Here is a 23587-nt window from a genome sequence, read left to right on the forward strand (position 1 = left end):
ATCCAAGCATCGCCGTCGTTCAAGCCGTAGGCCACCGCGGCCTGGAGATTGGGGCGGTCGAAAAGGTCAGGAACTGGTGCGCGCGCGCCGCCACGGCGGCAAGCTCGGGCGCAGCGACCATCCAGCCCACCTTCCATCCGGTTAGCGAGAAGATTTTCCCCGCCGAGCCGATCTTGATTGTCCGCTCAGCCATGCCGGGGAGCGACGCCAGCGGCACGAAGGTTTGCTCATCGAGCAGCACGTGCTCCCATACTTCGTCGCTGATCACGATCAGGTCATGCGCCTGCGCGAGGCCGGCGATCACCGCCAGCTCGTCGGCGTCGAACAGACGCGCCGCCGGGTTGTGGGGGTTGTTGAAGATGATCGCGCGGGTCTTGGGGCCGATCGCCGCCTCGATGCTCGCGCGCTCGATGCGCCACTCGGGCGGCTTCAGCGCGACTTCGCGGGGCACGCCGCCCGCGCGCCGCACCATCGGCGCATAGCTGTCATAGGCGGGGGTGAGCAGGATGACCTCGTTCCCCGGCTCGACCACCGCGAGGATCGCCGCGCCCAGTGCTTCCGTCGCGCCGCTGGTTACGCACACATGATCGGCGTGGAGATTCAACCCCTGATGCCGTCCATAATGCGCCGCAACGGCGTCGCGCAGCGCAGGCAGCCCGCGCGACGGCGCATATTGGTTCGATCCTTCGACCACGGCGCGTGCGGCGGCGTCGAGAATCTCGGGCGGCCAGCCAAAATCGGGAAAGCCCTGCCCCAGGTTCACCGCGCCATGCTTCGCCGCGAGACCGGACATGCGCTCGAACACGCTGACCTTCATTTGCTCGTAGATCGGGTTCATCCCCGCGCCATAGCGAGGGCGCACGGCAACCGCGAGACTGGCGTCTGGCCCATCGCCGCAACGTTTCGTCGGGGTTCGGCCGGGCCGCTCCTGCCGCGACGCCACCTTTCACCGCCTCGCGACGTTGAACCCGCATGACCGAAGCCCGCAAAGCCACCCTATACCGGATGGTCCTTCCCGATCACGTCTGCCCGTTCGGCGTTCGCGCGCTGCAGGCCTTGGAACGCCATGGATTCGAGGTGGACGATCGTTCGCTGAAAACCCGGATGGAGGTCGACGCCTTCAAAACCAAGCATGGGGTGTCGACGACGCCGCTGATCTTCATTGGTGGAAAACCCATTGGGGGCAGCCGCGACCTTGAGCGCTATCTGGCCAATGAGACGGCCAGGACCTGAGATCAACCGCCACCCAGCACCGCGCTGATGGCCGCCAGCGGTCGCGCCAGCGCCGACTGGACTATAATCACCATTCCGAACGTTAAGATTGCCGGCGATGGCAATCACGCCGGCGAATTCCAGGCGGCGGCCGCGAAAGCGGCTATCGTCCGGACGCAAGCAGCGGCGGCGTTCGCCTCCCGCCCCAGCGACGGCGGGAAGCGACGGCACCTCGCCAAGGATCATGATATCCTCGACGGGGACCCGAACGTCGCTCACCACACCAAGCCGCGCGCCTTCGACCCACACCACTCGGGCAATGATCACATGGCGCTGGTGACGCAGCTCAATCGATGTCCCGGGCTCCACTAACCCGCGCGAATGAAGCATTAAGCCCCGGCTCGACACGTTGAGGATGCAGGCATCACTCCACCCGCCTGTTGCACGCAGTCGTGCAGGTAGCATGACGCGCCGCCGCAATTCTCGGGGGCGCCTGCCCAAGGATGATTTCAGGTCCACTGCACGATGCTGCGCGCGGATTCTCTCGGCGCCATTAAGCTTCCCGCCGTTCCGGACCGACTTTGCAGAGATCGGAGGGGAAACCGAACGCGGGCGTCCTCGTTAGACCGTTCGGCGCTTGCTAACCGCGTCTAGATCGGAACGGCCACTTTGGACCGAAACCCAGCTCGCTCGATCCATCCGCTGCATGCCGCGCTGATTGCGGGGGCTCTGCCTTTGGTTCTCGGCGCCTTCCTGGCCGATATCGCCTACGCGCGAAGCTTCGAAGTGCAGTGGAAGAATTTTGCCTCATGGCTCATCGCCGGTGCGCTGGTTTTCGCAGGCTGTGCGCTGCTGTGGGCCGTCGTCGACCTTGTCCGCTTCCGATCGAGCCGGGCCGTGCTTTACTTCGGCACGCTTCTCGCAGCCTGGGCACTTGGCCTGGTCAACGCATTGGTGCATGCCAAAGACGGCTGGGCGAGCATGCCGGCGGCGACAATCCTATCGATCATCGTCGCCATATTGATAACCGCTGCCACAGCCTTCGCTTTGTCACCAGGTTCGCGATGAAAGTCCCGCTGGCAATCAGCCTCGCAATCGCCGTCGCAGCTTGCGGAAGCGATCCCGATCCGGCGCAATATGGCGCCAACCCCCAACTTCCCGAGCCTGAACGCGGCCTCCTGCCGCCAATGAAGATTGCTAGCCCCGCCGAATGGGGCGATGAGCGGCCCAGGGTCCCACAGGGCTATACGATCACGCCGATTGCCACAGGCTTCAAGATCCCACGGCAGACGCTCGTCCTGCCCAACGGCGACATCCTGGTTGCCGAGGGCAAGGGAGGTGGTGCCCCCAAGCTCACCCCGAAGGATGTCGTCGCGCCCTTCTTCAAGGCCAAGGGGACCAGCCCGGTAAAAGGCGGTAACCGGCTGTCGCTTCTGCGCGATGCGGATGGCGACGGGACCTATGAAGGCCGCGCCATTTTCGCCGATGGCTTGAATGCGCCTTACGGTCTCGCCCTGGTCGATGGGCGTCTTTACGTCGCCAACCAGGATGCGCTGGTGCGCTTCGACTATCGGGTTGGCCAGACGCGCGCATCGGGTCCACCGGTGACCGTTGCCGCGCTTCCCGCGGAACTCAATCATCACTGGACCAAATCGCTCGCCGCCAGCCCGAATGGTCGTTTCCTCTATGTCGGCATCGGTTCGAACAGCAACGTTGCCGAACGTGGCATGGCGGCCGAAGTCGGCCGTGCCGAAATTTGGGAAATCGACGCGCAGACCGGCGCGCACCGGCCTTACGCCACCGGCATTCGCAACCCTACCGCGCTCGCCTTCCAACCGGGCGCCAACCGTTTGTGGGCCGTCGTCAATGAACGCGACGAGATCGGCGCCAATCTCGTTCCCGATTACCTGACCTCAATCCGCGACGGCGGTTTTTACGGTTGGCCCTACAGCTATTGGGGCCGAACAGTGGATACGCGCGTGCGGCCTCAAAATCCGCAAAAGGTCGCTGCCGCCATTCGCCCCGATTTTTCGCTAGGATCGCACGTCGCGCCGCTCGGCCTTGCATTCTCAACCGCCGCCATGGGTGCCCGCTTCGCCGAGGGCGCGTTTGTGGGTGAGCACGGCAGCTGGAACCGCAAGACGCCGGTCGGCTACAAGGTCGTATTCGTGCCCTTCCGCAACGGCCGTCCCGCGGGTCCGCCGGTCGACTTCGCAACCGGCTTTCAGGGCTCGGACGGCAAGACCCGCGGGCGCCCCGTCGGCGTCACCGTCGATCCGCGCGGCGCGCTCATCATCGCCGACGATTTGTCCAATACCATCTGGCGTGTGACACCAGCGCGGCGCGCGGCAGCATAACGCCGGCGAACTTTCGATTGCATCGCGCGCGCCAACCACGCGCCGGCGCGTCATCCTCATTCGTAAGGCCCGTCGATGTTCGAACTTTCCCCCTACCATCTGCTCTTGGCGGCGTTCGGCCTAGCGATCATCCTTGCTTACTGGCTGCCGCGTTTCTTTTCGGGGCGCGAGCCCGCGGCATCAGCCCTGCTGATCGGCTTGGGGCTGCTCACCTTCGGTTGGATTCCGGGCATGCCCTCGGCAATCGACCCGATCGCCTTGCCCAAGCCATGGGAAGTCCTCAGCGAGATCTGCGTCGTCGTCGGCCTGTTCGGCGTGGGCCTTCGCATCGATCGCCTGGCCGATCGCAAGACATGGGCGCCGACCGTCCGGCTCCTCGCGATCGGCATGCCGCTGTGCATCGCAGCGGTGGCTTATGCGGGATGGATGTTTGCGGGGATGACCTTTGCCGGTGCCCTGCTCCTGGCAGCGGTCCTGGCGCCGACCGACCCGGTTCTTGCCGGCGACGTCCAGGTCGGGCCGCCGCTCGAAGGCGGCGAACATCCCGTGCGCTTCTCGCTGACCACCGAAGCCGGGCTCAACGACGGCCTTGCCTTTCCCTTCGTCTATCTGGCGCTCGCCGTCGCCGCCGCCGGCGGGTTCACCGGGGAGGTCCTCGGCGACTGGCTGTGGCGCGATGTCGCCTATCGCATCGTCCTCGGTGTCGCCGCCGGCGCTTTCCTTGGCTGGCTCCTCGGCAAGATCATGTTCGATTGGCCTAGCAAGAATGCGCTCGCCAACACCGAATCCGGTGTGATCGCGCTGGCCGGCGTGCTCGCGGTCTATGGCCTGACCGAACTGGTCGAAGGCTATGGCTTCATCGCCGCCTTCGTCTCGGGCCTGACCTTGCGGCGGCAGGAATCCGACCATGAATTCCACACCAAGCTTCACGATTTCACCGAATCGATCGAGCATGCGCTGACGGCGGTGATTCTCATCGCCCTGGGCGCTGCGCTGCCCGCCTTGTTGCCGTCGTTGAGCTGGGCGGCGGCCCTGATCAGTGCCGCGCTCATATTCGTCATCCGGCCTACCGTCGGCTGGCTCTCGCTGATCGGGACGATGGATCACGGGCGCGAGCGGATGGTCGTCGCATTCTACGGCGTGCGCGGAGTCGGGTCGATCTACTACTTGGCTTATGCGGGATCGCACATGGAACTGACTAACGAGGCCGAACTATGGGCCGCGGTGGCGGTGACGATCCTGCTTTCGACCATCGTGCATGGCTTTACCGCGGGCCTCGCCGTGGAGCGGGCGACCGGGGATAACGAGCCTGCCACTCCGCGAGAGTGACTGCTGAATCAGCGCCGAGATGATGCGAACAAGATTGCGCATGGCGACGGCGATTCTGCTGCGAGGCAGGACGAACGCTGCGCCTTCAGGGTGATGCCGGCCATAAGGGAATCACCGTAACGACGAGGACCGCGTGTCAGGCGATCATCCGGGCCATGACACTCAATCGCTGGATCGCAATCTCCTGGACTATCCTGGCGCTTGGCACTGCCGCGTCGGGCGCAATTGCCCAACAGGTTGACGTTGCCTCAGGCTCGGTCGTTCAGTCCGTATTGAAACTCCGTCCGGGCGAATATGTTTGGGAGCCCGACCTCGCCCCTAGCGGCCCAACTCTGCTCATCGTCAACACGACGGCACAACGCGCGCTGCTCTACCGGAACGGCATTCCGATCGCCGCTACAACCGTCTCCACGGGCCGACCCGGCTACCGGACACCGATCGGCATGTTCACCATTTTGCAAAAGCGCGTCGAGCATTATTCGAGCACGTACAACAATGCGCCGATGCCTTATATGCAACGCCTCACCTGGAAGGGCGTGGCACTGCACGCCGGCCAGCTGCCAGGCTATCCCGCGTCGCATGGATGCATCCGTCTGCCAAAGGGCTTTGCTCGCCTGCTATATGGCGTAACGACGCTCGGAATGACCGTGGTCGTGACGGATCACGCGACCACGCCGCGGGTGGCACCAACGCCGGAGATCGCGCTCGGTAAAGGCGTACCGGAGCTGCAGAGCGCCAGGACCAGCGAATGGAATCCCGGCAAGGCTCCTGCAGGGCCGGTATCGATCATCGTGAGTGCGGCCGACGGCCGCGCGATCGTGCTGCGCAACGGGGTCGAGATAGGCTCAGCTCCGGTGCGCATCGAGGGTCCCGTCACGGGCACGTGGGCCTATACGCTTCGCGGCATCGATGGCGATGGCCCGCATTGGCTGCGCATGGACCTTTCCGATGGGGGCGCCACTGACCGGCCTGTGCCGCGCGAGGAGTGGCGGCGGTTCCATGCACCTGAAAATTTCCGGCGTGCGGTGGCCGGGGTCGTGCAGCCTGGAACGACCGTCATCGTGACCGCCGACTCGCTGCAGCCTGGCGCTCCGGTTACGTGCCCGTCCGCGCCGAGGTCGTCAGCCTCGGCATATTCTGGCACGGACCGTCGCGGACATGATCGAATTGCGTATAGGCAGTCGGGTGGCGGAAGAGCGAAAGAAATCGCTTGAACGTCAGTCGGAGTTGCTGCGGGCGACCATTGACCACGTGCAGCAGGGCATTGGAGTGTTCGATTCCGACCTCAAGCTGGTGCTTTGGAACGACCTATTATTCGACTTGCTGGAGCTGCCAGGGAGCTGTGTGCAGAAGGATGCGACGCTGAGGTCATGCTGCTGGCAGCCGCGAAGGCGGGCATTTTTGGGCCAGGCAGTGTGGAAACGCTGGTTGGGGACTTGCTCGATTCCATTCGTTCGGCGCCCAGCCGCCGCTTGGACGTTCACTTGGCAAGTGGGCGCGTTTTGGACGCTTGGCGCGCGGCTATTTCCGAGGGTCGATCCATTCTTGCTGTCCAGGATGTTACGGAACAGCGCGGCGCGGAGCGGATGAAGGACGAGTTTGTTTCGACGGTCAGCCACGAGCTCAGGACGCCGCTGACGTCGATCAACGGCTCGCTCGCCATCCTGTCCAAGAGCTCTGAGGGGCGCCTCGATCAAACTGGGCAGCAAATGCTCGATATCGCTATCAGAAATATCGATCGCTTAAATAGGCTGATCAACGACATCCTCGACATCGAAAAGCTTGGGTCAGGGTCCGTTGTGATGCATGTCCAGCGGCTTGAGCTTGCTGAGCTGCTGAGCTGCGTCGTTAATGAAAATCGTCCCTTTGCGAATACCCATGGCGTCGATGTCCAGCTTGAACTTCCTGACGAACCTGTCCTGGTGTTGGGGGATCAGGGGCGGCTCGTACAAGCCGTCACCAACTTAATTGCCAACGCCTGTAAATTCTCGCCGCCTGGCGCGATCGTGGATGTGAGTTGCCAGAAAGCTGACGGCCGGGCAATCATCGAGGTTCAGGACACTGGACCGGGTATCCCCGTTGAGTTTCGGCCTCACGTCTTCCAGCGATTTGCTCAAGCGAGCCCCGACCATCAGCAGGGCAGATCAGGGTCGGGCTTGGGGTTGGCCATCACCAAAGCCATCATCGAACAGCATGAAGGGAACATCGGCTTTGACTCCGTAGTCGGGTCCGGGTCACGATTCTGGCTGACGCTGCCGCTGTTGGGAGAGCAAAGTTGAAACAACTGCGGCACGTCGTGCTGGTGGAAGACGACCCTGATATTGCGGCTCTCGCGCAAATCGCGTTGCGTGATTTTGGGCAGTTAGAGTGCACGCATTTCTCTTCTGGCGAGGAGGCGTTGGAGCGCTTGCCTGCTATCGCGCCCGACCTAATCGTACTCGATTTTCGGCTTCCTGGGATGAATGGTCAGCAGGTACTCGAGAAGATCAGGTCGGATGGCGCCAACCCGCAGCCACCCGTCGTCTTTATGACCGCGAGCCTGATGCCTAACCATGTCGAAAAGCTGATTGCGGCGGGAGCGCTCGCGGTCCTGCCCAAGCCGTTCGATCCCCTCGCCCTGCCTGATCGGCTCAAGGAGATTTGGGAAAGCACGCAGTGCATGCCTTCGCGAGTGCAATAACGAAAAATCAGTTTCACGTGAGCTCATAACCTGGCGTTTTTGCTCAGCTGGGCTTCGGCGCGCGCCCTGGAACCAAAGCGTATGCCCAAAGTACCTCGCCGCGAAGTTGGCGATATTCACTCATGACAAAAGTGACAAAATGTCATGAGTAGCCGTAATGCGACTGTCAGCCTCGAAAATGATCTGGATCATCGCTTATTCTGACGGGCCGTTTCATGAAGGTGACGAGAGGTTCGGACGGACACCCACCCAGCCCCTCGTTCCGGACCGCTCGGTCTGTCCCGGATCCCCTTCCGGCGGACATGAGTGCTGAAAGCCCCGGCTGCCGACGCTGATAAAGGCCGGGGCTTTTTGCATCTACTGGACTGTTGACGCCAAGCGCACTTCGACCGAAGTCCGGGGGCGCGCAATCATTACCGACTATAAGGTGGTGCGTGAAAGTTCGATCCTACGGCAAACTGGCAGACCTGCTGGGGCAGGAAAGGATCGTCCACCTCCAGGCGCCATGCACCGTCGCCGAGCTGCGCGCCTGCCTGGCCGCGGAATGCCCCGAAGCCGCCCAGCCGCTTGCGAGCAGGCGGGTGCTTGCCTGCGTGGGAGATTTGGTCGTTCCCGACAACCATGTCGTGGCGCCAGGAGAAACGGTCGAGTTTCTTGCTCCCGTGTCGGGCGGCTGATGCCTTTCAGAGCCAGGTTGGCTGAGCATGCTTTCGATCCCGCGGCCGAGCTCGCCGAGCTGACGCGCTGCGCCGCCGGCGACGGGGCCGTGGTGAGCTTCGTCGGTCTCGCCCGGCCTGTCACCAAAGCGGGCGAGGCGCTGCAAGCCCTCGTCCTCGAGCATCACCCCCGCCTGACGGCCAAGTCGCTAGATGACATCGCCTCGAATGCGTTGCTCCGCTTCGCCGTCAGCCACGTCCGGGTGGTACATCGATGCGGCGAGATATCTCCCGGCGAGCCGATCGTGTTCGCGGGGGCAAGTTCGATGCACCGGCGCGCCGCGTTCGAGGCGGCAGACTATTTGATGGACCGCTTGAAAACCGAGGCGATCTTCTGGAAGCGCGAGGAGGGTCCGAATGGTTCTTCCTGGATTGAGCCGACCGAAGCGGATTATGCGGACCGCCACCGTTGGGAGTGAGCCTTGGCTGGAATCGACGAGACGCTGACCTTCTATCCGTTGCGGATCGCGGTGCTCACCGTCTCTGACACTCGCGACGAGAACAGCGACAAGTCGGGCGCCTTGTTGGCCGAGCGGCTAACGAATGCGAGGCATGAGCTGGCCGGAAAGGCCATCGTGAAGGATGAGGTCGAGGCGATCCGCCAACGGGTCCAGGATTGGGTCGACGATGAATCCGTGGACGCCATCATCTCCACCGGCGGCACCGGCTTCGCGCCGCGCGACGTCACGCCAGAGGCGGTCAAGCCGCTTTTCCGGCGCGAGATGGACGGCTTCTCCGTGCTGTTCCACCAGGCGAGCTTCGGCACGGTCGGCCTGTCGACCTTGCAGTCGCGGGCCTTTGCCGGACAGATCGGGGACACCTTCATCTTCTGCCTGCCAGGCTCGACCGGTGCGTGCCGGGACGGATGGGACCTCGTCCTCCGGCACGAACTTGACAGCCGCTACCGCCCGTGTTCGCTCGCCGGACAGATTCCGCGGCTGAGGCACCTCTGCGCATGACCAGGCTGACCCATCTCGACGACGAGGGCCGCGCGCGGATGGTTGACGTGTCCGGCAAGGAGCCCACCGCTCGGGTAGCGACCGCCGAAGGCACGCTTTCCTGCGCCCGCGAGACGCTCGATCAGGTGCGCGCCGGAACGACGCCCAAGGGCTCGGTCGTCGGCACTGCCGAGCTTGCCGGCGTGATGGCGGCGAAGCGAACGGCAGACCTCATCCCCCTCTGTCATCCGCTGCCGCTCACCAAGGCAGAAGTTCGCGTCGAGTTGGACGATGACCTACCCGGCTTCCACGTAACGGCTCAGGTCAAGACGACTGGCGTCACAGGCGTTGAAATGGAGGCCCTCACCGCCGTGTCCATAGCCTGCCTGACCCTGTTCGACATGCTGAAGGCGATCGATCGGACCATGGTGATCGGTGCGATCCAGGTCACTTGCAAGAGCGGCGGCAAGTCAGGCGACTGGAAACGCTCGCAGGCCTGATGATCAGTTTCGACGAGGCTCTCGCGCACGTCCGGGCGGTCGCCCAACCGCTTGGTAAGGAAGTAGTAGCGGTCAGCGAGGCTGCAGGCCGCGTGCTGGCCGCGCCGGTCATCGCCCGGATTTCGTCTCCGCGCTCCGATGTCTCGGCGATGGACGGCTATGCCGTCCGCGAGGCGGACCTTGCTGCTCTCCCGGCGCAGCTAGGGGTGGTCGGCGAGTCCTTCGCGGGGAGCAGCTGGGACGGGACTGTCGGCTCCGGCCAGTGCGCCCGCGTCTTCACTGGAGCGCCCGTCCCAGCCGGTGCGGATCGGGTGGTCATCCAGGAAGACGTGCGCCGCGAAGATGACGTGGCCATCGTCGAGCGACATCCGGGCAACGCCCGGCACATCCGCAAACAAGGCGGCGATTTTGAACAGGGGGACGAGGTCCTCCCCGCGGGACGGCTGCTCGACAAGCGCGCCATCGTCGCAGCGGCTGCGGCCGACGCGGCGATTGTCGAGGTCTTCACTCGTCCCCGCGTGCACATCCTGAGCACGGGTGACGAACTCGCCGAGCCGGGGACGGCGGCGGAGACGCCCGATGCCATCCCCGAGAGTGTGTCGCTCGGCGTCGCCGCGCTCGCGGCGGAATGGGGCGCGGAGGTCGTCGGCCGGACGCGGCTCCGCGACGACCTCCGAGCGATGGAAGTAGCGGCAGCGCAGGCGATCGTTGACGCCGACCTGGTCGTCGTCACGGGCGGCGCGTCGGTCGGCGAGAAGGACTTCGCCAAGACGATGTTCGAGCCAGCTGCTCTCGACGTCATCTTCGCCAAGGTCTCGATCAAGCCGGGCAAGCCAGTGTGGCTCGGCCGCGCCGGCAACGCGTTGGTCATGGGGCTGCCGGGCAATCCTACGTCCGCGCTGGTAACCGGCCGCTTGCTGCTCGCGCCGTTGTTGGCCGGGCTCGCTGGGCAGGAGGTCGCCGATGCCCTGCATTGGCGCAGCGCTAGGTTGGGCAGTCCGCTTGATGCCTGCGGTGCTCGCGAAACGTTCCACCGCGCCCAATGGATCGGCGATTCAGTGGAACTGCTGCGCTTTCAAGATTCGGGAGCCCAGAAGGCCCTTGCGGAAGCCGATGTTCTCATCCGCCAGTCCGCACATTCCTCCGCTCTTCCCCTAGGCTCGGAAGTGACGATTCTCGACTTCTGACGAGTGATCCAGATCAACGAGGCCGCGTGCGCGAAGCCTAGATTGCACTCATGCGCCGGGAATCCATGACCGAGCGGGCAAGCCCGTCACACCTTGCCCGACAAGCCGAACGCCTCGAACAAGCCGCGGCCTTCATGAGCAGGCCGGACTGTCGAACGCACATCCTGGAAAAGGCGGCCGAGTTTCGCGCCCAGGACGTGCTGATGAGAATCTCGCGGAGATACGCTGGAGACCGTTTGCATACTGCCTGAGGCCGCCCGCTGCTGCTTCAAGGACATGAAGGGAGGCGACAGTGGACCTGAACTATTTCCTTTATCGCCAGCAGGTCGAGCGGACCTTGGCTCAAAGCGCGGCGTGCCCGGAAGCGCGCGCCGTCCATGCGGAGCTTGCGGCGCCTTACGAGGCCAGAATCGAGCGAGCGACCAAAGGGAATCTGACGTTCATGCGCGCTCAGCGAAGCCGTTGCTCCGCCGCCGCGAGATCCTCGGCAGCGTTGATATTGAAGAAAGGATCCGCCGGGTCTGCGGGCCATTCCACGACCACGTATCCGACGGCTTCGGCGAAGCCCCTGAGCGACCGGTTGCCAGTACTGAGATAGCCGGGCACGTATTGAAGGGCGGAGGTCGGCCACAGCCCGCAAACCGGGTGCAAGTGACCGCCGCTGGCAGCGATCGCGGCCTGGTGGCCGCTCACTGCGGACGCCAAGCGACCGGGAAGATCGGTCGGCAAGAACGGCATATCTGCGGGGATGGTCAGCAGGCCGTCGCAGCCCAGAGCTTTGGCCTCGCGGAGGGCGGCCGCCAGCCCGGCAAGGGGGCCCTCGATGCCCGGCTCGTCAAGGATAGAAAAGGACTCCGTTCCAGCCGCCTGCGGCCGGTCCCGCACGGCGACGAAGACGAGGCCCGACCATTGCCGCGCCTGCTCAACCGCGCGATTGAGCAAGGTCCGGCCTGCGAGCACCCGCAAGGGCTTGTTGCCGCCGATACGGCGCCCCTGCCCCCCGGCAAGGATGACTACGGCGATCCTCAAGTGACGAACAGCTTCAAGGCGGCGATCACGAGAACGATTGCAAGGCCTTGCAGCAATCGAGGCCGGGGAAGGCGCGCGACGCCCAGCCAGGTTCCAACCAGCGCACCACCGAAGACCGAAGCGACGAGAATCGGCAGCTCGGCTGGCAGCCGCTGGACGCTAGCCAGATTGCCGAGCAGCCCCGCGGCCGAATTAAGTACGATGAATGCGGCGGCGATACCGGAGGTCTTCCTCGCATCTTCCCAGCCGAACAGGATGATCAGCGGGCTTAGGAATATCCCACCCCCAGTTCCCGTAAGACCAGCGAGCATGCCCAGAGCCGCTCCGGTCGGAAGCGTGACCGCCAGCGACGGCGCGTACGCGGGCCTGGCAGCCCGCCGCTCTGGTTGCCAGAAAAGCCGCACGGCGGCGCCCAACAACACCAACCCGACGAGTGGGCGATATACTGTCGGCGGAAGCTCAATGCTGCCGCCGATATAAGCCGCAGGAACGGCAGTCGCCGCAAAGGCTGCGAGAAGCCGCCAGTTCGTCTGGCCCTTCAGTGCAAATCGCGCCGCTGCGAAGGTCGCAACGACGAGATTCAGTGCGAGTGCTGTCGGGCGCATCGTCTCCGGCGTGACCGAAAACAGCGCCATGATCGCGAGATAGGCCGACGCGCCGCCGTGGCCGACGCTTGAGTAAAGCGCGGCGGCGATTGCCATGAGCGCGGCAATCCAAAAAACAATGGCCGGGTCCAATTTCCCTCCATAGCGGCCGCCCTGGCGAGCTTTGCGCCAGATCACTTCCACAGCGCATCCGGTGGCGTAGTGAAACTGCTAATCTCTACAAGGGGGAGCGTTGGCGATGCGGACTTTCGTTGTGATCTTGGGAGCGACAATGCTCTTCGTGCCGGCGGCCGCGCATGCAGCGGAAGCAGATAAGGAAGCGATGTCGGAGACGCTGCAGATCAAGCCGATCGTCGATGCCAGGCTGCGATGGGAGAGCGTCGACCAGGGCGAGCTCAACGCGGACGCGGTGACTTTGCGGCTGCGCGCCGGAGCCGAGGTCAAGCTCGGGGCTTTCTCATTGTTTGCGGAAGGCGAAGGAACGGTTGCGCCGGTCAACGACTATAACGCCTTCCCCTTCCCCATCGACGACGGTCAGCGGCGCCCGCAGTTCGCGGTCGTCGCCGACCCGCAGAACGCCGAACTCAACCGGCTGCAGCTACAGTATAAGTCGGAACCGCTCACCGCGACGGTTGGCCGGCAGCGCATCAACCTCGATGACCAGCGCTGGGTCGGTTCGGTCGGATGGCGGCAGAACGAGCAAACCTTCGATGCGGCGCGAGGCGAGGCGAAACTCGGACCGGCTTCCCTCGACCTCACCTATGCAATGGCTCAGCGCACCATCTTCGGCGAAGATGCAGGGCCGCAGACATCCTTTCGCGGAGACTTCGTCTTCGCGGGCATCGGCTCCAATCTGGGCCCGGTGGAGGGCAAGCTCTTCTCCTACGTGCTGGATTATGACGAGGACTTCTTCCTCGCCAACAGCAGCCAGACGTACGGCGGTTTCCTCAATGGCACCTTCCCCGTGAGAGCCGCAAAGCTGTCGCTTCGCGCCAGCTATGCGCGCCAGTCGGACTATGGCAGCAACCCCTTCGACTTTGCCGCGGATTATTGGTCGTTTGAAGGCGGTGCGAAGCTCGCGGGCTTCACCCTCACCGGAGGGTGGGAGCAGCTGGGCAGCGACAATGGCCGCGCGCTCCAGACCCCGATGGCGACGCTGCACAAGTTCAATGGCTGGGCGGACCTCTTTCTGACGACGCCGGCATCGGGCCTAGAGGACGCTTATGTCTCAGTCGGAAAGACATTCGACGGCATGAAACTCCTCCCCGGCCTGAACGCCAATGTCGTGTTCCACCAGTTCGACAGCGCCGTGGGGGACGTCGAATATGGGACCGAGTGGGATGCCTCTCTGAGTTTCAAGATCGGCAAGGTCGGCCTGCTCCTGAAATATGCCGATTACAATGCACAGGACTTCGGCGCCGATACGCGCAAGCTGTGGCTCCAGGCCGAGTGGGCCTTCTAGCCCAAAACCTCGGCAGTCTCCCCCTGCGCCATTCCCCGAAGCGCGTCGCGATCGAGGACCTCGACACAACTTTGCGATTGCAGTCGAATGAGGCCGCGGCTCCGCAGGTGCGCAAGCATCCGGCTCACCGTTTCCTTGGTGAGGCCTAGATAATCGGCGATGTCGATCCGGGTCATCGGCAGGTCGAAGCTCGTCTCGCGCTCGCCGCTGACGCGCTCGGTCCGCTCAAGCAAGGACAGGAAAAAGCTCGCCAGCCGCTCGGCGGCCGCCTTCCTGCCGAGCAACACCATCTGCCGCTGCGCTTCGGCCAACTCGTGCGCCGCTAGCCGGTAAAGCTCGCGCTCGATCTGTGGATGTTCACCCACGAACCGGTCGAATGCCTCGCGCGAGAACCACCACAATTCCGTGTTTTTTAAGGCTTCGACGGTGAAGGCATATTCTTCGTCGACGCTGACGCCGAGGAAATCGCCGGGAAACATGAAGCCCGTGATTTGGCGCCGCCCGTCCGCAAGCAAGGTATAAAGCTTCAGCGCGCCCTGGGTGACCATGAACACCCGCTTGGCCGGGTCGCCTTCATGGAAGGCGGATTGCTCCGACCGCAGCCGCTGCATCGTTCCCAGTGAGCGCATCCCCGCCAGCGTCGCCGCATCGAGACCGCGGCAGATAGTTATCGGTCGCACGGGGCAGGTCTCGCACGGGTGCCCATGCGGCAGGTCGGTTAGCTTCCCGGTCGGTACGTAGGGCAATGCGACTTCCCCAAAGGCACCATCCGCCTGCTGCGCGACGAATGATCTGGCTCAAGGGTGCAATAGCTGATCCCCTCTAGCGTTCAAACTCCCACAGCTTGTGGAGCGCATGAGGGCCGATGCAGGATTTGATTGTCCAAGCGATCGACAAGGAGCAGCTTGCGCTCGCCTACCCGCTGGTCCGGTCGGCAACGCGGGTCAGCCTCGAACGATGGGAACAGTTCGGGGGTGAGCTTGTCTCCGATGGTGGTGGAGTGCTCGCTGTGGTCTCGCCTGATAATTGCGTCCACGGAGTCGCCGCCTATCGCCCGGGACGCAACTTGCGCCACGAACAGAGCCTCGATGTGGAAGTGATCGTTGCGTTCGACCTGCAAGGCGGCGACCGGGTCCGATCCGCACTATGCGATGAACTGGAACGGATCGCGTCGATGTTGGGCTGCAGCGCGGTGAACTTCACGGTCGCGGCGAAGAGCGCCGAGCCGGCTTCGCGGGCGCGATCGCGCCTCGAGCGGCTCGGGCTCAAGTTCGATACGGCGAGCTTCGTCCGCGAACTGCCCGAAGAGAGGGCTAGACGAGGAAATAGACCGCTAGCGCGACGCAGACGACGGTGACGACCAGCCAGATTATGGGCCAGCCCTCGCCTTCCCGTTCCTTCGCGGAGGTCGTGTCGATCGGCGCAGGGGATGACTCCTTCGTCGGATACACGGTCTCCGTCCCGCTTTTCAGTGCGGGATTGAGCGGGGCATCGCGCCGCCCGTCCTTGGATTGATCAGTCATGGTTTCCCCTCAGCCATTATGGGCAATCGCGGGTGAGTGCTCAGCGCAGCCGCGCGCGGTCAAGCGCCAGTGCACCATTGCGAGAAGGCAGACGGTGCCCGGGTCGTCGCTGTCCTTGAGACTTGACGTGAGCGTCGCCCAGTCCTCCTCGGCGGCAAAGCGATTGAAGTCCGCTATCGCAGCGCGGACATAGCCGGTCGGGGTCATCCCTTGCTGTCTCGCCGCAGATTTGACGTCCGCCGCGAGTGCTGCGTCCGACCGCTCAAGCCATGCCTGGAAACCGCTGGATGAGGTCCTCGCCGCAGCCAGCAGGTCGCCGAGCATCATTAGTCCGATCCTCCGATGGTCACCCCTTCGACGTGGCTGCGGGCGGCGACCTCGGCAACGTACCGGGCGGCCTCGACCGACCAGCTGCGCGCCTCGAGCATGTCGGCGATCCTGGCGCGAACCATGTCGAATTCCAGGGTCCGGCCGGCGATGCGACGATGAAGTCTGAGGATGTGCCAGCCGAAGCGCGACCGAACCGGCTCACGCGCAGTCGTCCCCTCCGTGAGCGCTTCGAGGCCGGCCTGAACCTCGGGCACGAGCTCACCGCGGCGGATCTGGCCCAGCGATCCGTCCTGCTGGGCCGAGGTGCAGCCCGAATGGGCGCGAGCCGCTTTCGCGAACGCCGCCGGGTCGTCACCGACCTCCGACACGATCGCACGCGCCCGCTCGAGCGCCGCGCTCCACGCTTGGTCGTCCGAGCCTTCGGGCTCGATCAGGATATGTGCGGCTTCGAACAAGTCGGGAGTCCGGAACCGGTCGACATTGGCATCGTAATAGCGGCGGCACTCCGTATCTCCCGGCTCCGCCGGCTCGACCTCCTCTTCGAGCAGCGCGCGGATGACTGCATCCTCTTCGATCTCGGCTCGCCCCGCCTCATCGGTCGAAGGATCGGCGGCGACGCAGGTGCGGCGGGCTTCCTGCAGCAGCAACTCGCGGACCGCTAAGGCGCGCGCCGCTTCGACCCAAGCTGTCTCGGCGTCGGGCGCGGGATGGTGCTGGATCTCCTGCGCGATTGCTTCCGGCGGAATCTCGACGCCGTTGACGCGGACTTCACCGAAGCTGGGGGGCGGCGGGATCAGAGGCTCCGGCCCTCCGCCGCAGCCGCCCGTTTCGCAGCTGCTCATCATCTTCGGCGTCGGGCGCTGCCCCGGATCGTCGAGATTAATGACGTCGAGGCGCCGGCTCATGCGCCCTCCTGCCCGCTTTCGGCGAGTTGGCGCAGGACTGTCGGTCCGCCGTAGCTCGGCGCTCCGCCCGCCGGCCCGTGGGTCGGCGAAGGCTTTCGCTTGGTGCTGCGCGACCGCACGATCTGGAAGCCCGGACGAAGCAGGTACCAGACCGGCGCGCTCCAAATGTGCACTAACCGCGTGAACGGCGTGATCAGGAACAAGGTCAGGCCGAGGATGATGTGCAGCTTGTAGACCAGCGCGACGTCCTGAATCTGCTGCGGCGCTGCGGGGTCGAGCGTGAGGATGCCATTGGCCCAGTTCATGAACCGCAGCATTTCGCTTCCGTCCAGATGTTCGAGCGTCCACCAGGTCGTGAGAATGCCGAGTGTCAGCTGGACCCAGATCAGCACGAGCACGAGGATGTCGCCGATCGACGAGCTCTTGCGGATGCGAGCGTCGAAAAGCCGCCGATGAAGCAGGAGCGTACAACCGACGTAGGCGGCGACGCCGGCGATGCCGCCGACGACAAGCGCCGCAGTCTGCTTGAAGCTATGGCTGATGCGTAGCGTGTCGATGACAGTGACGGGAGTCAGCAATCCCACGAGATGGCCGAAGAAAAGAACAATGATTCCCATGTGGAACAGGTTCGATCCAATCACCATCTGCCGGCGCCGCAGGAACTGGCTTGATTGTGATCGCCAGCTATACTGGTTGGCGTCGAACCGCAGGATGCTGCCGACCACCAGCACGGTCACAGCGAGATAAGGGTACCAGCCGAACGCCAGCTGGTTGATGAAGTCCATCATCGTGCGACCTCCTGGTTCACGGGCCGATTCGACGCCCTGATCTTCGCGACCACGCCGGTGGGGCCGCCCATTTCATGCGCGCCGCCGAGGTTGAAGGAGACCGGCGCGTCCTCCCATTCGGCATCGATGTCGGCGCCGTCCTCGGCCGGCGTATTCTCGTCGACCACGGCCCGCGCGTCGGCGTCGATCCGCGTTTTCGCGAGCGACACGAGGCAATGGAAGATGCCCGCATAATCCGTCCCGCGCTTGTCGAGCCGCTCGGCGAGCGCCGCGAACACGTGCGCCGGCTGGCCGAGCATCTCGCGCGTCTCTTCCAGCGGCAGGCATGACGCATATTCGAGGAACACCGGCACGAAGTCGGGGAACTCGCCGCCGTCTAGGAAGAAGCCGCTTTCGACATATTGCTGGCCTAAGTCGATCATTGCCTGGCCGCGCTCGCGGCTGTCGCCGTGGACGTGCTCGAACAGGTGAAGCGACAGAGACCGCGAGCGGTCGAACAGTTCGCTATAGCCTGCCTGCAGGTCCAAAAGGTCCTCGCGCTCGAAACGGCGCAGCAAGGGCTCAATGCGGGAAAAATCCGCAACGCTTAACAGCCCGTCGCGGATGATCGCTTTGCGGACTTCGCCGATATTAGACTGCAGATCGCTCGACGGGTAGCCGAGCAAGGCGGCAAGTGCTCTCAAGGTCAGCTTCATGTGGGGATATCCATTCTCGGTTCGCGCTTGGCACGGTCGGAGCCGCCGCCGAACAGGTTGACTTTCGTCTTACCTCTGGTCGCCTCATTGAAGCCGAACCCGGAGGAGCCGCGCAGCACGTAGGCGTCCTCATCGAGCTCGCGCCGGGCGGTCGGGATCACGTAGCGGTCTTCGTAGGCGGCGAGCGCCATGATCCGGTACATCTCCTCGATGCGGTCGCGGGTCAGGCCGACCCGCTCGGGGATGCTCTCGTCGATGCGGCCCTCGACGCTCTTCGCCCGCATGTAAGAGCGCATTGCGAGCATGCGCTCGAGCGCAGCCGCAATCGGCTCCTCGTCGCCAGCGGTGAGGAGGTTGGCCAGATATTTGAGAGGGATGCGAAGAGACCGGACATCCGGCATCCCGTCCTGCACCGACATCTTGCCAGCCTCGGCCGCCGACTGGATCGGCGACAAGGGCGGCACGTACCAGACCATCGGCAGCGTCCGGTACTCCGGGTGCAGCGGGAAGGCGATCTTCCACTCGACCGCCATCTTGTAGACCGGCGAGCGCATCGCGGCCTCGAGCCACTGGTCGGTGATGCCCTCAGCCCGCGCCGCCTCCTGCACCGTGACGTCATTGGGATCGAGGAACACTCCGAGCTGCGCCGGATAGAGGTCCTTCGGGTTCTCGACCGACGCCGCTTCCTCAATCCGGTCAGCGTCGTACAGGACAACGCCGAGATACCGGATCCGCCCCACGCAGGTTTCGGAGCAGACGGTCGGCTGCCCCGTCTCGATGCGCGGGTAGCAAAAGATGCACTTCTCGGACTTACCCGTCGCCCAGTTGTAGTAGATCTTCTTGTACGGGCAGCCCGAGACACACATCCGCCAGCCGCGGCATTTTTCCTGGTCGATCAGGACAATGCCGTCTTCGGCTCGCTTATAAATCGCTCCCGACGGGCATGATGCGAGGCAGGACGGGTTGAGGCAATGCTCGCACAGCCTCGGCAAGTACATCATGAACGTCTTTTCGAACTGGCCGTAGATTTCCTTCTGGACGCCGTCGAAGTTGTAGTCGTGGCTCCGCTTCTCGAACTCGCCGCCAAGCATATCTTCCCAATTGCCCGACCATTCGATCTTGTTGAGCCGCTCGCCGGTGAGCAGCGAGCGCGGCCGCGCCGTCGGCTGCGCCTGCAGCTCTGGCGCCGACTGCAGCCACTCATACTCGAACGTATAGGGCTCGTAAAAATCGTCGATCTCGGGCAGGTGCGGGTTGGCGAAGATCTTCGACAGGATGCGCCACTTGGCGCCCTGGCGCGGAACGATCTTGCCGTTCTTTTTGCGGACCCAGCCGCCCTTCCAGCGCTCCTGGTTCTCCCAGTCCTTCGGGTAGCCGATGCCCGGCTTGGTCTCGACGTTGTTGAACCAGACATATTCGACGCCCTCGCGGTTAGTCCAGACGTTCTTGCAAGTGATCGAGCAGGTGTGACAGCCGATGCACTTGTCGAGGTTCAGGACCATCGCAATCTGCGCGCGGACCTTCATCGTTCCATCTCCTTGTCCGCTGCCTGACCTTTGACGCCGGTCCCCCAGTCCGCCGTTCCACCGTCGACGTTGGCGCTGTCGTCCGCGGCTTTGTCGAACCAGTTCACCTCGCTCATCTTCCTCACGATCACGAACTCGTCGCGGTTCGCCCCGACCGTCCCGTAGTAATTGAAGCCGTAGGCGAGCTGGACGTAGCCGCCGATCATGTGCGTCGGCTTCATGTTGATGCGGGTCACGCTGTTATGGATTCCACCGCGCTGGCCCGTGATTTCCGAGCCCACCGTGTTCGTGAGCTTTTCCTGCGCGTGGTACATGATGGCAGAGCCCGGCATGATGCGCTGTGACACAATCGCGCGAGCGGTCAGGGCGCCGTTGATGTTGAAAACTTCGATCCAGTCGTTGTCGACAATACCAGCTGCCTTTGCGTCGTCCTCGCTGATCCACACCGTGGGCCCGCCTCGGTTAAGGCTGAGCATGATGAGGTTCTCGGTATAGGTCGAATGGATACCCCATTTCTGGTGGGGCGTGAGGATGTTGAGTAGGATCTCCTTGTTTCCGTTCGGTAGCTTGCCCAACACCTGCCCAACGGTCTTGGTGTCGATTGGCGGCCGCCAGGTAACGAATCCCTCGCCAAACGCGCGCATCCAATGATGATCTTGGTATAGCTGTTGGCGCCCGGTCAGCGTCCGCCAGGGGATCAATTCGTGGACGTTTGTGTAGCCCGCGTTGTAGCAGACATGCTCGCTTTCGAGCCCCGACCAGATCGGCGATGAGATGATCTTGCGCGGTTGGGCCGCAACATCGCGGAAGCGAATTTTCTCCTCTTCCTTGCCCTCGGCGAGGTGGCCGTGATCCCGACCCGTCGCTTTGCTGAGCGCCTGCCACGCCTTGACCGCAACCTCGCCGTTGGTTTCCGGCGCCAGCATCAGGATAGTCTCGCAGGCATCGATGTCAGTATCGATTTTTGGCCGGCCCGCGGTGGGGCCGTCGAGCACCCGACCATTGAGGTCGCCAAGCAATTCGACCTCGTGCCCGGTGTCCCAATTGAGACCCTTCGCACCATTGCCCAGCTTTTCAAGCAATGGGCCCATTGAGGTGAACCGGGCGTAGGTTTCGGGATAGTTGCGCTCAACCAGGGACACGTTCGGCATGGTCTTGCCCGGGATCGGGTCGCACTCGCCCTTAAGCCAATCCTTCGGTTCATATGCCTGCGCCAACTCGGCCGGCGTGTCGTGCAGGATCGGGGTCATCACCAGGTCGTGCTCGACGCCAAGCACCTCAGGAGCAACGTCCGAGAATTTCTTCGCAATGGCGCGGAAGATGTTCCAGTCGCTCTTGGTCTCCCACGCCGGGTCCACCGCGGCCGACAGCGGATGGATGAACGGGTGCATGTCCGACGTGTTGAGGTCGTGCTTTTCGTACCAGGTCGCCGTCGGCAAGACGATGTCGGAGTAAAGGCTGGTGGTCGACATCCGGAAGTCGATGTTGACCATCAGGTCGAGCTTTCCGACCGGAGCCTCGTCGTGCCACACGACGTCTTTGGGTCGCTCCAGCCCAGCGCCCTCCTCGTCCGTGCCAATCACGCCATGCATCGAGCCAACGAGATGCTTCAGGAAATATTCGTGCCCTTTGCCGCTCGCTCCGAGCACGTTCGAGCGCCAGAAGAACATGTTGCGCGGCCAGTTGACCGGATTGTCGGGATCGAGGCTGGCGGGCTTGAGCTCGCCCGACTTGAACGCGTCCGCAATCGCCTGCGCGGGGTCGGCACCGGATTGCTTCAGGCGATTGCCCCATTCAATGGGACTGGCGTTGAACTGGGGTGCCGAGGGCAGCCAGCCCATCCGTTCTGCCTTGGCATTGTAGTCGAGCATGCTGCCCGACCAGTCTCCCTCCGGCGCCAGCGGCGACAGAATTTCCGACATCTTCAGCGATTCATAACGCCATTGATCGGTGTGCGCGTAAAAGAAGCTGGTCCCGTTCATCTGGCGTGGCGGCCGCGACCAGTCGAGACCGAAGGCGAGCGGCAGCCAGCCTGTTTGCGGACGCAGTTTCTCCTGCCCGACATAGTGCGACCAGCCGCCGCCCGACTGGCCGATGCATCCGCACATAATGAGCAGCGAGATGATCCCGCGGTAGCTCATGTCCATATGGTACCAATGATTGAGTCCGGCCCCAAGGATGACCATCGACCGGCCCTTGGTAATTGCGGCGTTGGACGCAAATTCACGAGCGACCTGGATGATGGCCTGTCGCGGCACGCCGGTGACCTTCTCTGCCCAGGCCGGTGTGAAGGGCACATCATCGTCGAAGCTGAGGGCGACATTCTCGCCGCCGAAACCGCGATCGACTCCGTAGTTCGCGCAGTAAAGATCGAACACTGTTGCGACGGCGGTCGTCGAGCCGTCGGCGAGCTTGAGAGTCTTTACCGGGATGTTGCGCAGCAGGACGTCGTCATGCGCTGTCGCGACAAAGTCGTGCGGCGCATCGCCGCCGAAATAAGGGAAAGCGACCGCCTCTATCGAGTCATGATCGTCCGCCAATGTCGTACGCAGCCGGACATCCTTGCCCTTGCCGTCCTTTTCTTCGAGGTTCCACTTTCCCGGGTCACCCCAGCGATGCCCGGCGGAACCGAGCGGGCAGACCAGCTTTCCACTGATCTCGTCATAGGCGAGGGCCTTCCAGTCCGGGTTGGCCTTCTCTCCGAGAGCGCCCTTGATGTCCGCGGCACGCAGGAGGCGATCGGCAACCAGCCGTCCGTCGCGCTCCACGAGTTTCACCAGCAGTGGAAAGTCTGAATATTTCCGCGTGTAGTCGCTGAAATATTCGGTCTGCTTGTCGACGTAGAATTCGCGCAGGACAACGTGGCCGAGCGCGAGAGCAAGGGCGGCGTCAGTCCCCTGCTTCGGGTGCAGCCACATATCGGAGAATTTCGCCGCCTCGTTGAAGTCCGGGGCGATGACCACGCTCTTGGCGCCGCGGTAGCGCACCTCCGAATAGAAATGCGCGTCGGGCGCTCGGGTCATCGGGATATTCGATCCCCAGACCAGCAGGAACCCGGCGTTGTACCAGTCCGCGCTCTCGGGCACGTCGGTCTGCTCGCCCCAGGTCTGCGGGCTCGAAGGCGGGAGGTCGCAATACCAGTCGTAGAAGCTGAGTAGGGTGCCGCCGATCAGCGACAAATATCGGCTTCCGGCCGCATAGCTGATCATCGACATTGCCGGGATCGGCGAGAAACCCGCGACCCGGTCCGGGCCATATTCCTTGATTGTATAGGCGTTGGCGGCGGCGATGATCTCGGTCACCTCGTCCCAACCGACGCGTACGAAACCGCCACGCCCGCGCTTCGACACCCAATCGCGCCGCTTATCGGTGTCCTGCACAATCGACTTCCACGCTGCGACAGGAGTCAGCGATTTGCGCGCTTCGCGCCAGTGTCGGATCAGCCGCGCCCGAACGAGCGGATATTTGATGCGGGTCCCCGAGTAGAGGTACCAACTGTAGCTGGCGCCGCGCGGACAACCGCGAGGTTCATGGTTGGGGAGGTCCGGCCGAGTCCGCGGATAGTCAGTCTGCTGCGTCTCCCAAGTGACGATCCCGCCCTTTACGTAAATCTTCCACGAACATGATCCGGTGCAGTTCACCCCGTGGGTCGACCGGACGATTTTGTCCGCCGCCCACCGCTTGCGGTACGCGTCTTCCCACTCGCGCGCCTCGTCAGTCGTGATGCCGTGGCCGTCGGAGAACTTCTCCTGTGTCCGACGAAAGTAGGTGAGGCGGTCGAGGAAATGACTCATCCCGGGATCCT

Annotated in this window: 26 protein-coding genes and 2 pseudogenes; 16 read left to right on the forward strand and 12 right to left on the reverse strand. The window is 63.6% G+C overall.

The genetic code is table 11. From position 1 onward, the window contains the following. Positions 1-19 precede the first annotated feature (19 nt). A complete protein-coding gene (locus H9L13_RS09380) occupies positions 20-838 on the reverse strand; it encodes an aminotransferase class I/II-fold pyridoxal phosphate-dependent enzyme (RefSeq protein ID WP_425326486.1) in 819 nt (272 codons plus the stop codon). Positions 839-972: 134 nt separating this feature from the next. Between H9L13_RS09380 and H9L13_RS09385 the strand changes: the two genes are divergently transcribed. Together H9L13_RS09385 and H9L13_RS12780 are read left to right on the forward strand one after the other, a co-directional pair. Beyond that, positions 973-1233, forward strand: coding sequence for a glutaredoxin domain-containing protein (locus H9L13_RS09385; protein ID WP_187537458.1), 261 nt, complete (start codon positions 973-975; stop codon positions 1231-1233). A 27-nt stretch (positions 1234-1260) separates the two neighbouring features. Next, the gene (locus tag H9L13_RS12780) at positions 1261-1584 is read left to right on the forward strand and encodes a hypothetical protein (protein ID WP_235090876.1); all 324 of its coding nucleotides are present in this window, start codon (positions 1261-1263) and stop codon (positions 1582-1584) included. Here H9L13_RS12780 and H9L13_RS13070 read toward each other — a convergent pair. Next, positions 1549-1677, reverse strand: a pseudogene (locus H9L13_RS13070) (hypothetical protein); the annotation flags it as partial. The gene H9L13_RS12780 and the pseudogene H9L13_RS13070 sit on opposite strands and share 36 nt — an antisense overlap. Before the next feature lie 204 nt (positions 1678-1881). On the opposite strand from H9L13_RS13070, the gene H9L13_RS09395 reads away from it, so the two are divergent. The 12 genes and pseudogenes from H9L13_RS09395 to H9L13_RS09450 all read left to right on the forward strand — a co-directional run bounded on the left by H9L13_RS09395 (position 1882) and on the right by H9L13_RS09450 (position 10919). Next, positions 1882-2280 (forward strand): DUF2231 domain-containing protein, encoded by a 399-nt coding sequence (locus tag H9L13_RS09395; RefSeq protein WP_187537459.1) that lies wholly within the window; start codon positions 1882-1884, stop codon positions 2278-2280. Beyond that, on the forward strand, positions 2277-3569 hold the full coding sequence (locus H9L13_RS09400) for a PQQ-dependent sugar dehydrogenase (protein ID WP_187537460.1): 1293 nt from the start codon (positions 2277-2279) through the stop codon (positions 3567-3569). Before H9L13_RS09395 ends, H9L13_RS09400 begins: the two co-directional genes overlap by 4 nt. Before the next feature lie 75 nt (positions 3570-3644). Then, positions 3645-4898: a cation:proton antiporter gene (locus H9L13_RS09405; protein WP_187537461.1), complete on the forward strand. Its 1254-nt coding sequence runs from the start codon at positions 3645-3647 to the stop codon at positions 4896-4898. 155 nt (positions 4899-5053) lie between these two features. Beyond that, positions 5054-6112, forward strand: a complete 1059-nt coding sequence (locus H9L13_RS09410; protein ID WP_187537462.1) for a L,D-transpeptidase family protein — start codon at positions 5054-5056, stop codon at positions 6110-6112. Further along, positions 6057-6209: pseudogene (locus H9L13_RS13090) on the forward strand (hypothetical protein); the annotation flags it as partial. The gene H9L13_RS09410 and the pseudogene H9L13_RS13090, both read left to right, overlap by 56 nt. A gap of 59 nt (positions 6210-6268) precedes the next feature. Next, on the forward strand, positions 6269-7177 hold the full coding sequence (locus H9L13_RS13095) for a sensor histidine kinase (protein WP_483409553.1): 909 nt from the start codon (positions 6269-6271) through the stop codon (positions 7175-7177). Continuing rightward, positions 7174-7578, forward strand: coding sequence for a response regulator (locus H9L13_RS09425; RefSeq protein WP_187537465.1), 405 nt, complete (start codon positions 7174-7176; stop codon positions 7576-7578). The genes H9L13_RS13095 and H9L13_RS09425 overlap by 4 nt, the downstream gene beginning before the upstream one ends. 434 nt (positions 7579-8012) lie before the next feature. Beyond that, entirely contained in the window at positions 8013-8255 is a 243-nt protein-coding gene (locus H9L13_RS09430; protein ID WP_187537466.1) for a MoaD/ThiS family protein, read from the forward strand. Between the two features lie 17 nt (positions 8256-8272). Then, the gene (locus H9L13_RS09435) at positions 8273-8713 is read left to right on the forward strand and encodes a molybdenum cofactor biosynthesis protein MoaE (protein ID WP_223176441.1); all 441 of its coding nucleotides are present in this window, start codon (positions 8273-8275) and stop codon (positions 8711-8713) included. Between the two features lie 3 nt (positions 8714-8716). Then, entirely contained in the window at positions 8717-9253 is a 537-nt protein-coding gene (gene moaB / locus H9L13_RS09440) for a molybdenum cofactor biosynthesis protein B (protein ID WP_187537468.1), read from the forward strand. Further along, entirely contained in the window at positions 9250-9732 is a 483-nt protein-coding gene (moaC, locus tag H9L13_RS09445; protein ID WP_187537469.1) for a cyclic pyranopterin monophosphate synthase MoaC, read from the forward strand. Before moaB ends, moaC begins: the two co-directional genes overlap by 4 nt. Next, entirely contained in the window at positions 9732-10919 is a 1188-nt protein-coding gene (locus tag H9L13_RS09450) for a molybdopterin molybdotransferase MoeA (protein WP_187537470.1), read from the forward strand. Before moaC ends, H9L13_RS09450 begins: the two co-directional genes overlap by 1 nt. 450 nt (positions 10920-11369) lie before the next feature. Here H9L13_RS09450 and mobA read toward each other — a convergent pair whose 3' ends face one another. Next, positions 11370-11948 (reverse strand): molybdenum cofactor guanylyltransferase, encoded by a 579-nt coding sequence (gene mobA, locus H9L13_RS09455; RefSeq protein WP_187537471.1) that lies wholly within the window; start codon positions 11946-11948, stop codon positions 11370-11372. Next, complete coding sequence (locus H9L13_RS09460) at positions 11945-12685, reverse strand: sulfite exporter TauE/SafE family protein (protein ID WP_223176442.1); 741 nt, start codon at positions 12683-12685, stop codon at positions 11945-11947. Before H9L13_RS09460 ends, mobA begins: the two co-directional genes overlap by 4 nt. 139 nt (positions 12686-12824) lie before the next feature. Here H9L13_RS09460 and H9L13_RS09465 point away from each other — a divergent pair, with 139 nt between their 5' ends. Beyond that, entirely contained in the window at positions 12825-14015 is a 1191-nt protein-coding gene (locus H9L13_RS09465; RefSeq protein ID WP_187537472.1) for an alginate export family protein, read from the forward strand. On the opposite strand, the gene H9L13_RS09470 is transcribed toward H9L13_RS09465, so the two are convergent. Further along, positions 14012-14761 carry a Crp/Fnr family transcriptional regulator gene (locus H9L13_RS09470; RefSeq protein WP_187537473.1) on the reverse strand — a complete coding sequence of 250 codons (750 nt, stop codon included), beginning with the start codon at positions 14759-14761 and terminating at the stop codon, positions 14012-14014. The two genes, H9L13_RS09465 and H9L13_RS09470, sit on opposite strands and share 4 nt — an antisense overlap. A gap of 119 nt (positions 14762-14880) precedes the next feature. Here H9L13_RS09470 and H9L13_RS09475 point away from each other — a divergent pair, with 119 nt between their 5' ends. Further along, positions 14881-15372 (forward strand): hypothetical protein, encoded by a 492-nt coding sequence (locus H9L13_RS09475; protein WP_187537474.1) that lies wholly within the window; start codon positions 14881-14883, stop codon positions 15370-15372. On the opposite strand, the gene H9L13_RS09480 is transcribed toward H9L13_RS09475, so the two are convergent. From H9L13_RS09480 to H9L13_RS09510, 7 genes are read right to left on the reverse strand one after another with little or no spacing between them, the layout of a single operon-like run. Continuing rightward, positions 15329-15538: a hypothetical protein gene (locus H9L13_RS09480; RefSeq protein WP_187537475.1), complete on the reverse strand. Its 210-nt coding sequence runs from the start codon at positions 15536-15538 to the stop codon at positions 15329-15331. The two genes, H9L13_RS09475 and H9L13_RS09480, sit on opposite strands and share 44 nt — an antisense overlap. 9 nt (positions 15539-15547) lie before the next feature. Next, on the reverse strand, positions 15548-15865 hold the full coding sequence (locus H9L13_RS09485) for a hypothetical protein (protein ID WP_187537476.1): 318 nt from the start codon (positions 15863-15865) through the stop codon (positions 15548-15550). Next, on the reverse strand, positions 15865-16773 hold the full coding sequence (locus H9L13_RS09490; protein WP_187537477.1) for a peptidylprolyl isomerase: 909 nt from the start codon (positions 16771-16773) through the stop codon (positions 15865-15867). The genes H9L13_RS09485 and H9L13_RS09490 overlap by 1 nt, the downstream gene beginning before the upstream one ends. Next, complete coding sequence (narI, locus tag H9L13_RS09495) at positions 16770-17561, reverse strand: respiratory nitrate reductase subunit gamma (RefSeq protein ID WP_187537478.1); 792 nt, start codon at positions 17559-17561, stop codon at positions 16770-16772. The genes H9L13_RS09490 and narI overlap by 4 nt, the downstream gene beginning before the upstream one ends. Next, on the reverse strand, positions 17558-18256 hold the full coding sequence (narJ, locus tag H9L13_RS09500) for a nitrate reductase molybdenum cofactor assembly chaperone (protein WP_187537479.1): 699 nt from the start codon (positions 18254-18256) through the stop codon (positions 17558-17560). Before narJ ends, narI begins: the two co-directional genes overlap by 4 nt. Next, positions 18253-19782 carry a nitrate reductase subunit beta gene (gene narH, locus H9L13_RS09505; protein ID WP_187537480.1) on the reverse strand — a complete coding sequence of 510 codons (1530 nt, stop codon included), beginning with the start codon at positions 19780-19782 and terminating at the stop codon, positions 18253-18255. The genes narJ and narH overlap by 4 nt, the downstream gene beginning before the upstream one ends. Next, on the reverse strand, positions 19779-23576 hold the full coding sequence (locus H9L13_RS09510; RefSeq protein WP_187537481.1) for a nitrate reductase subunit alpha: 3798 nt from the start codon (positions 23574-23576) through the stop codon (positions 19779-19781). Before H9L13_RS09510 ends, narH begins: the two co-directional genes overlap by 4 nt. Positions 23577-23587 lie beyond the last annotated feature (11 nt).

Source organism: Sphingomonas lutea, assembly GCF_014396785.1.
Lineage (GTDB): Bacteria > Pseudomonadota > Alphaproteobacteria > Sphingomonadales > Sphingomonadaceae > Sphingomicrobium > Sphingomicrobium luteum.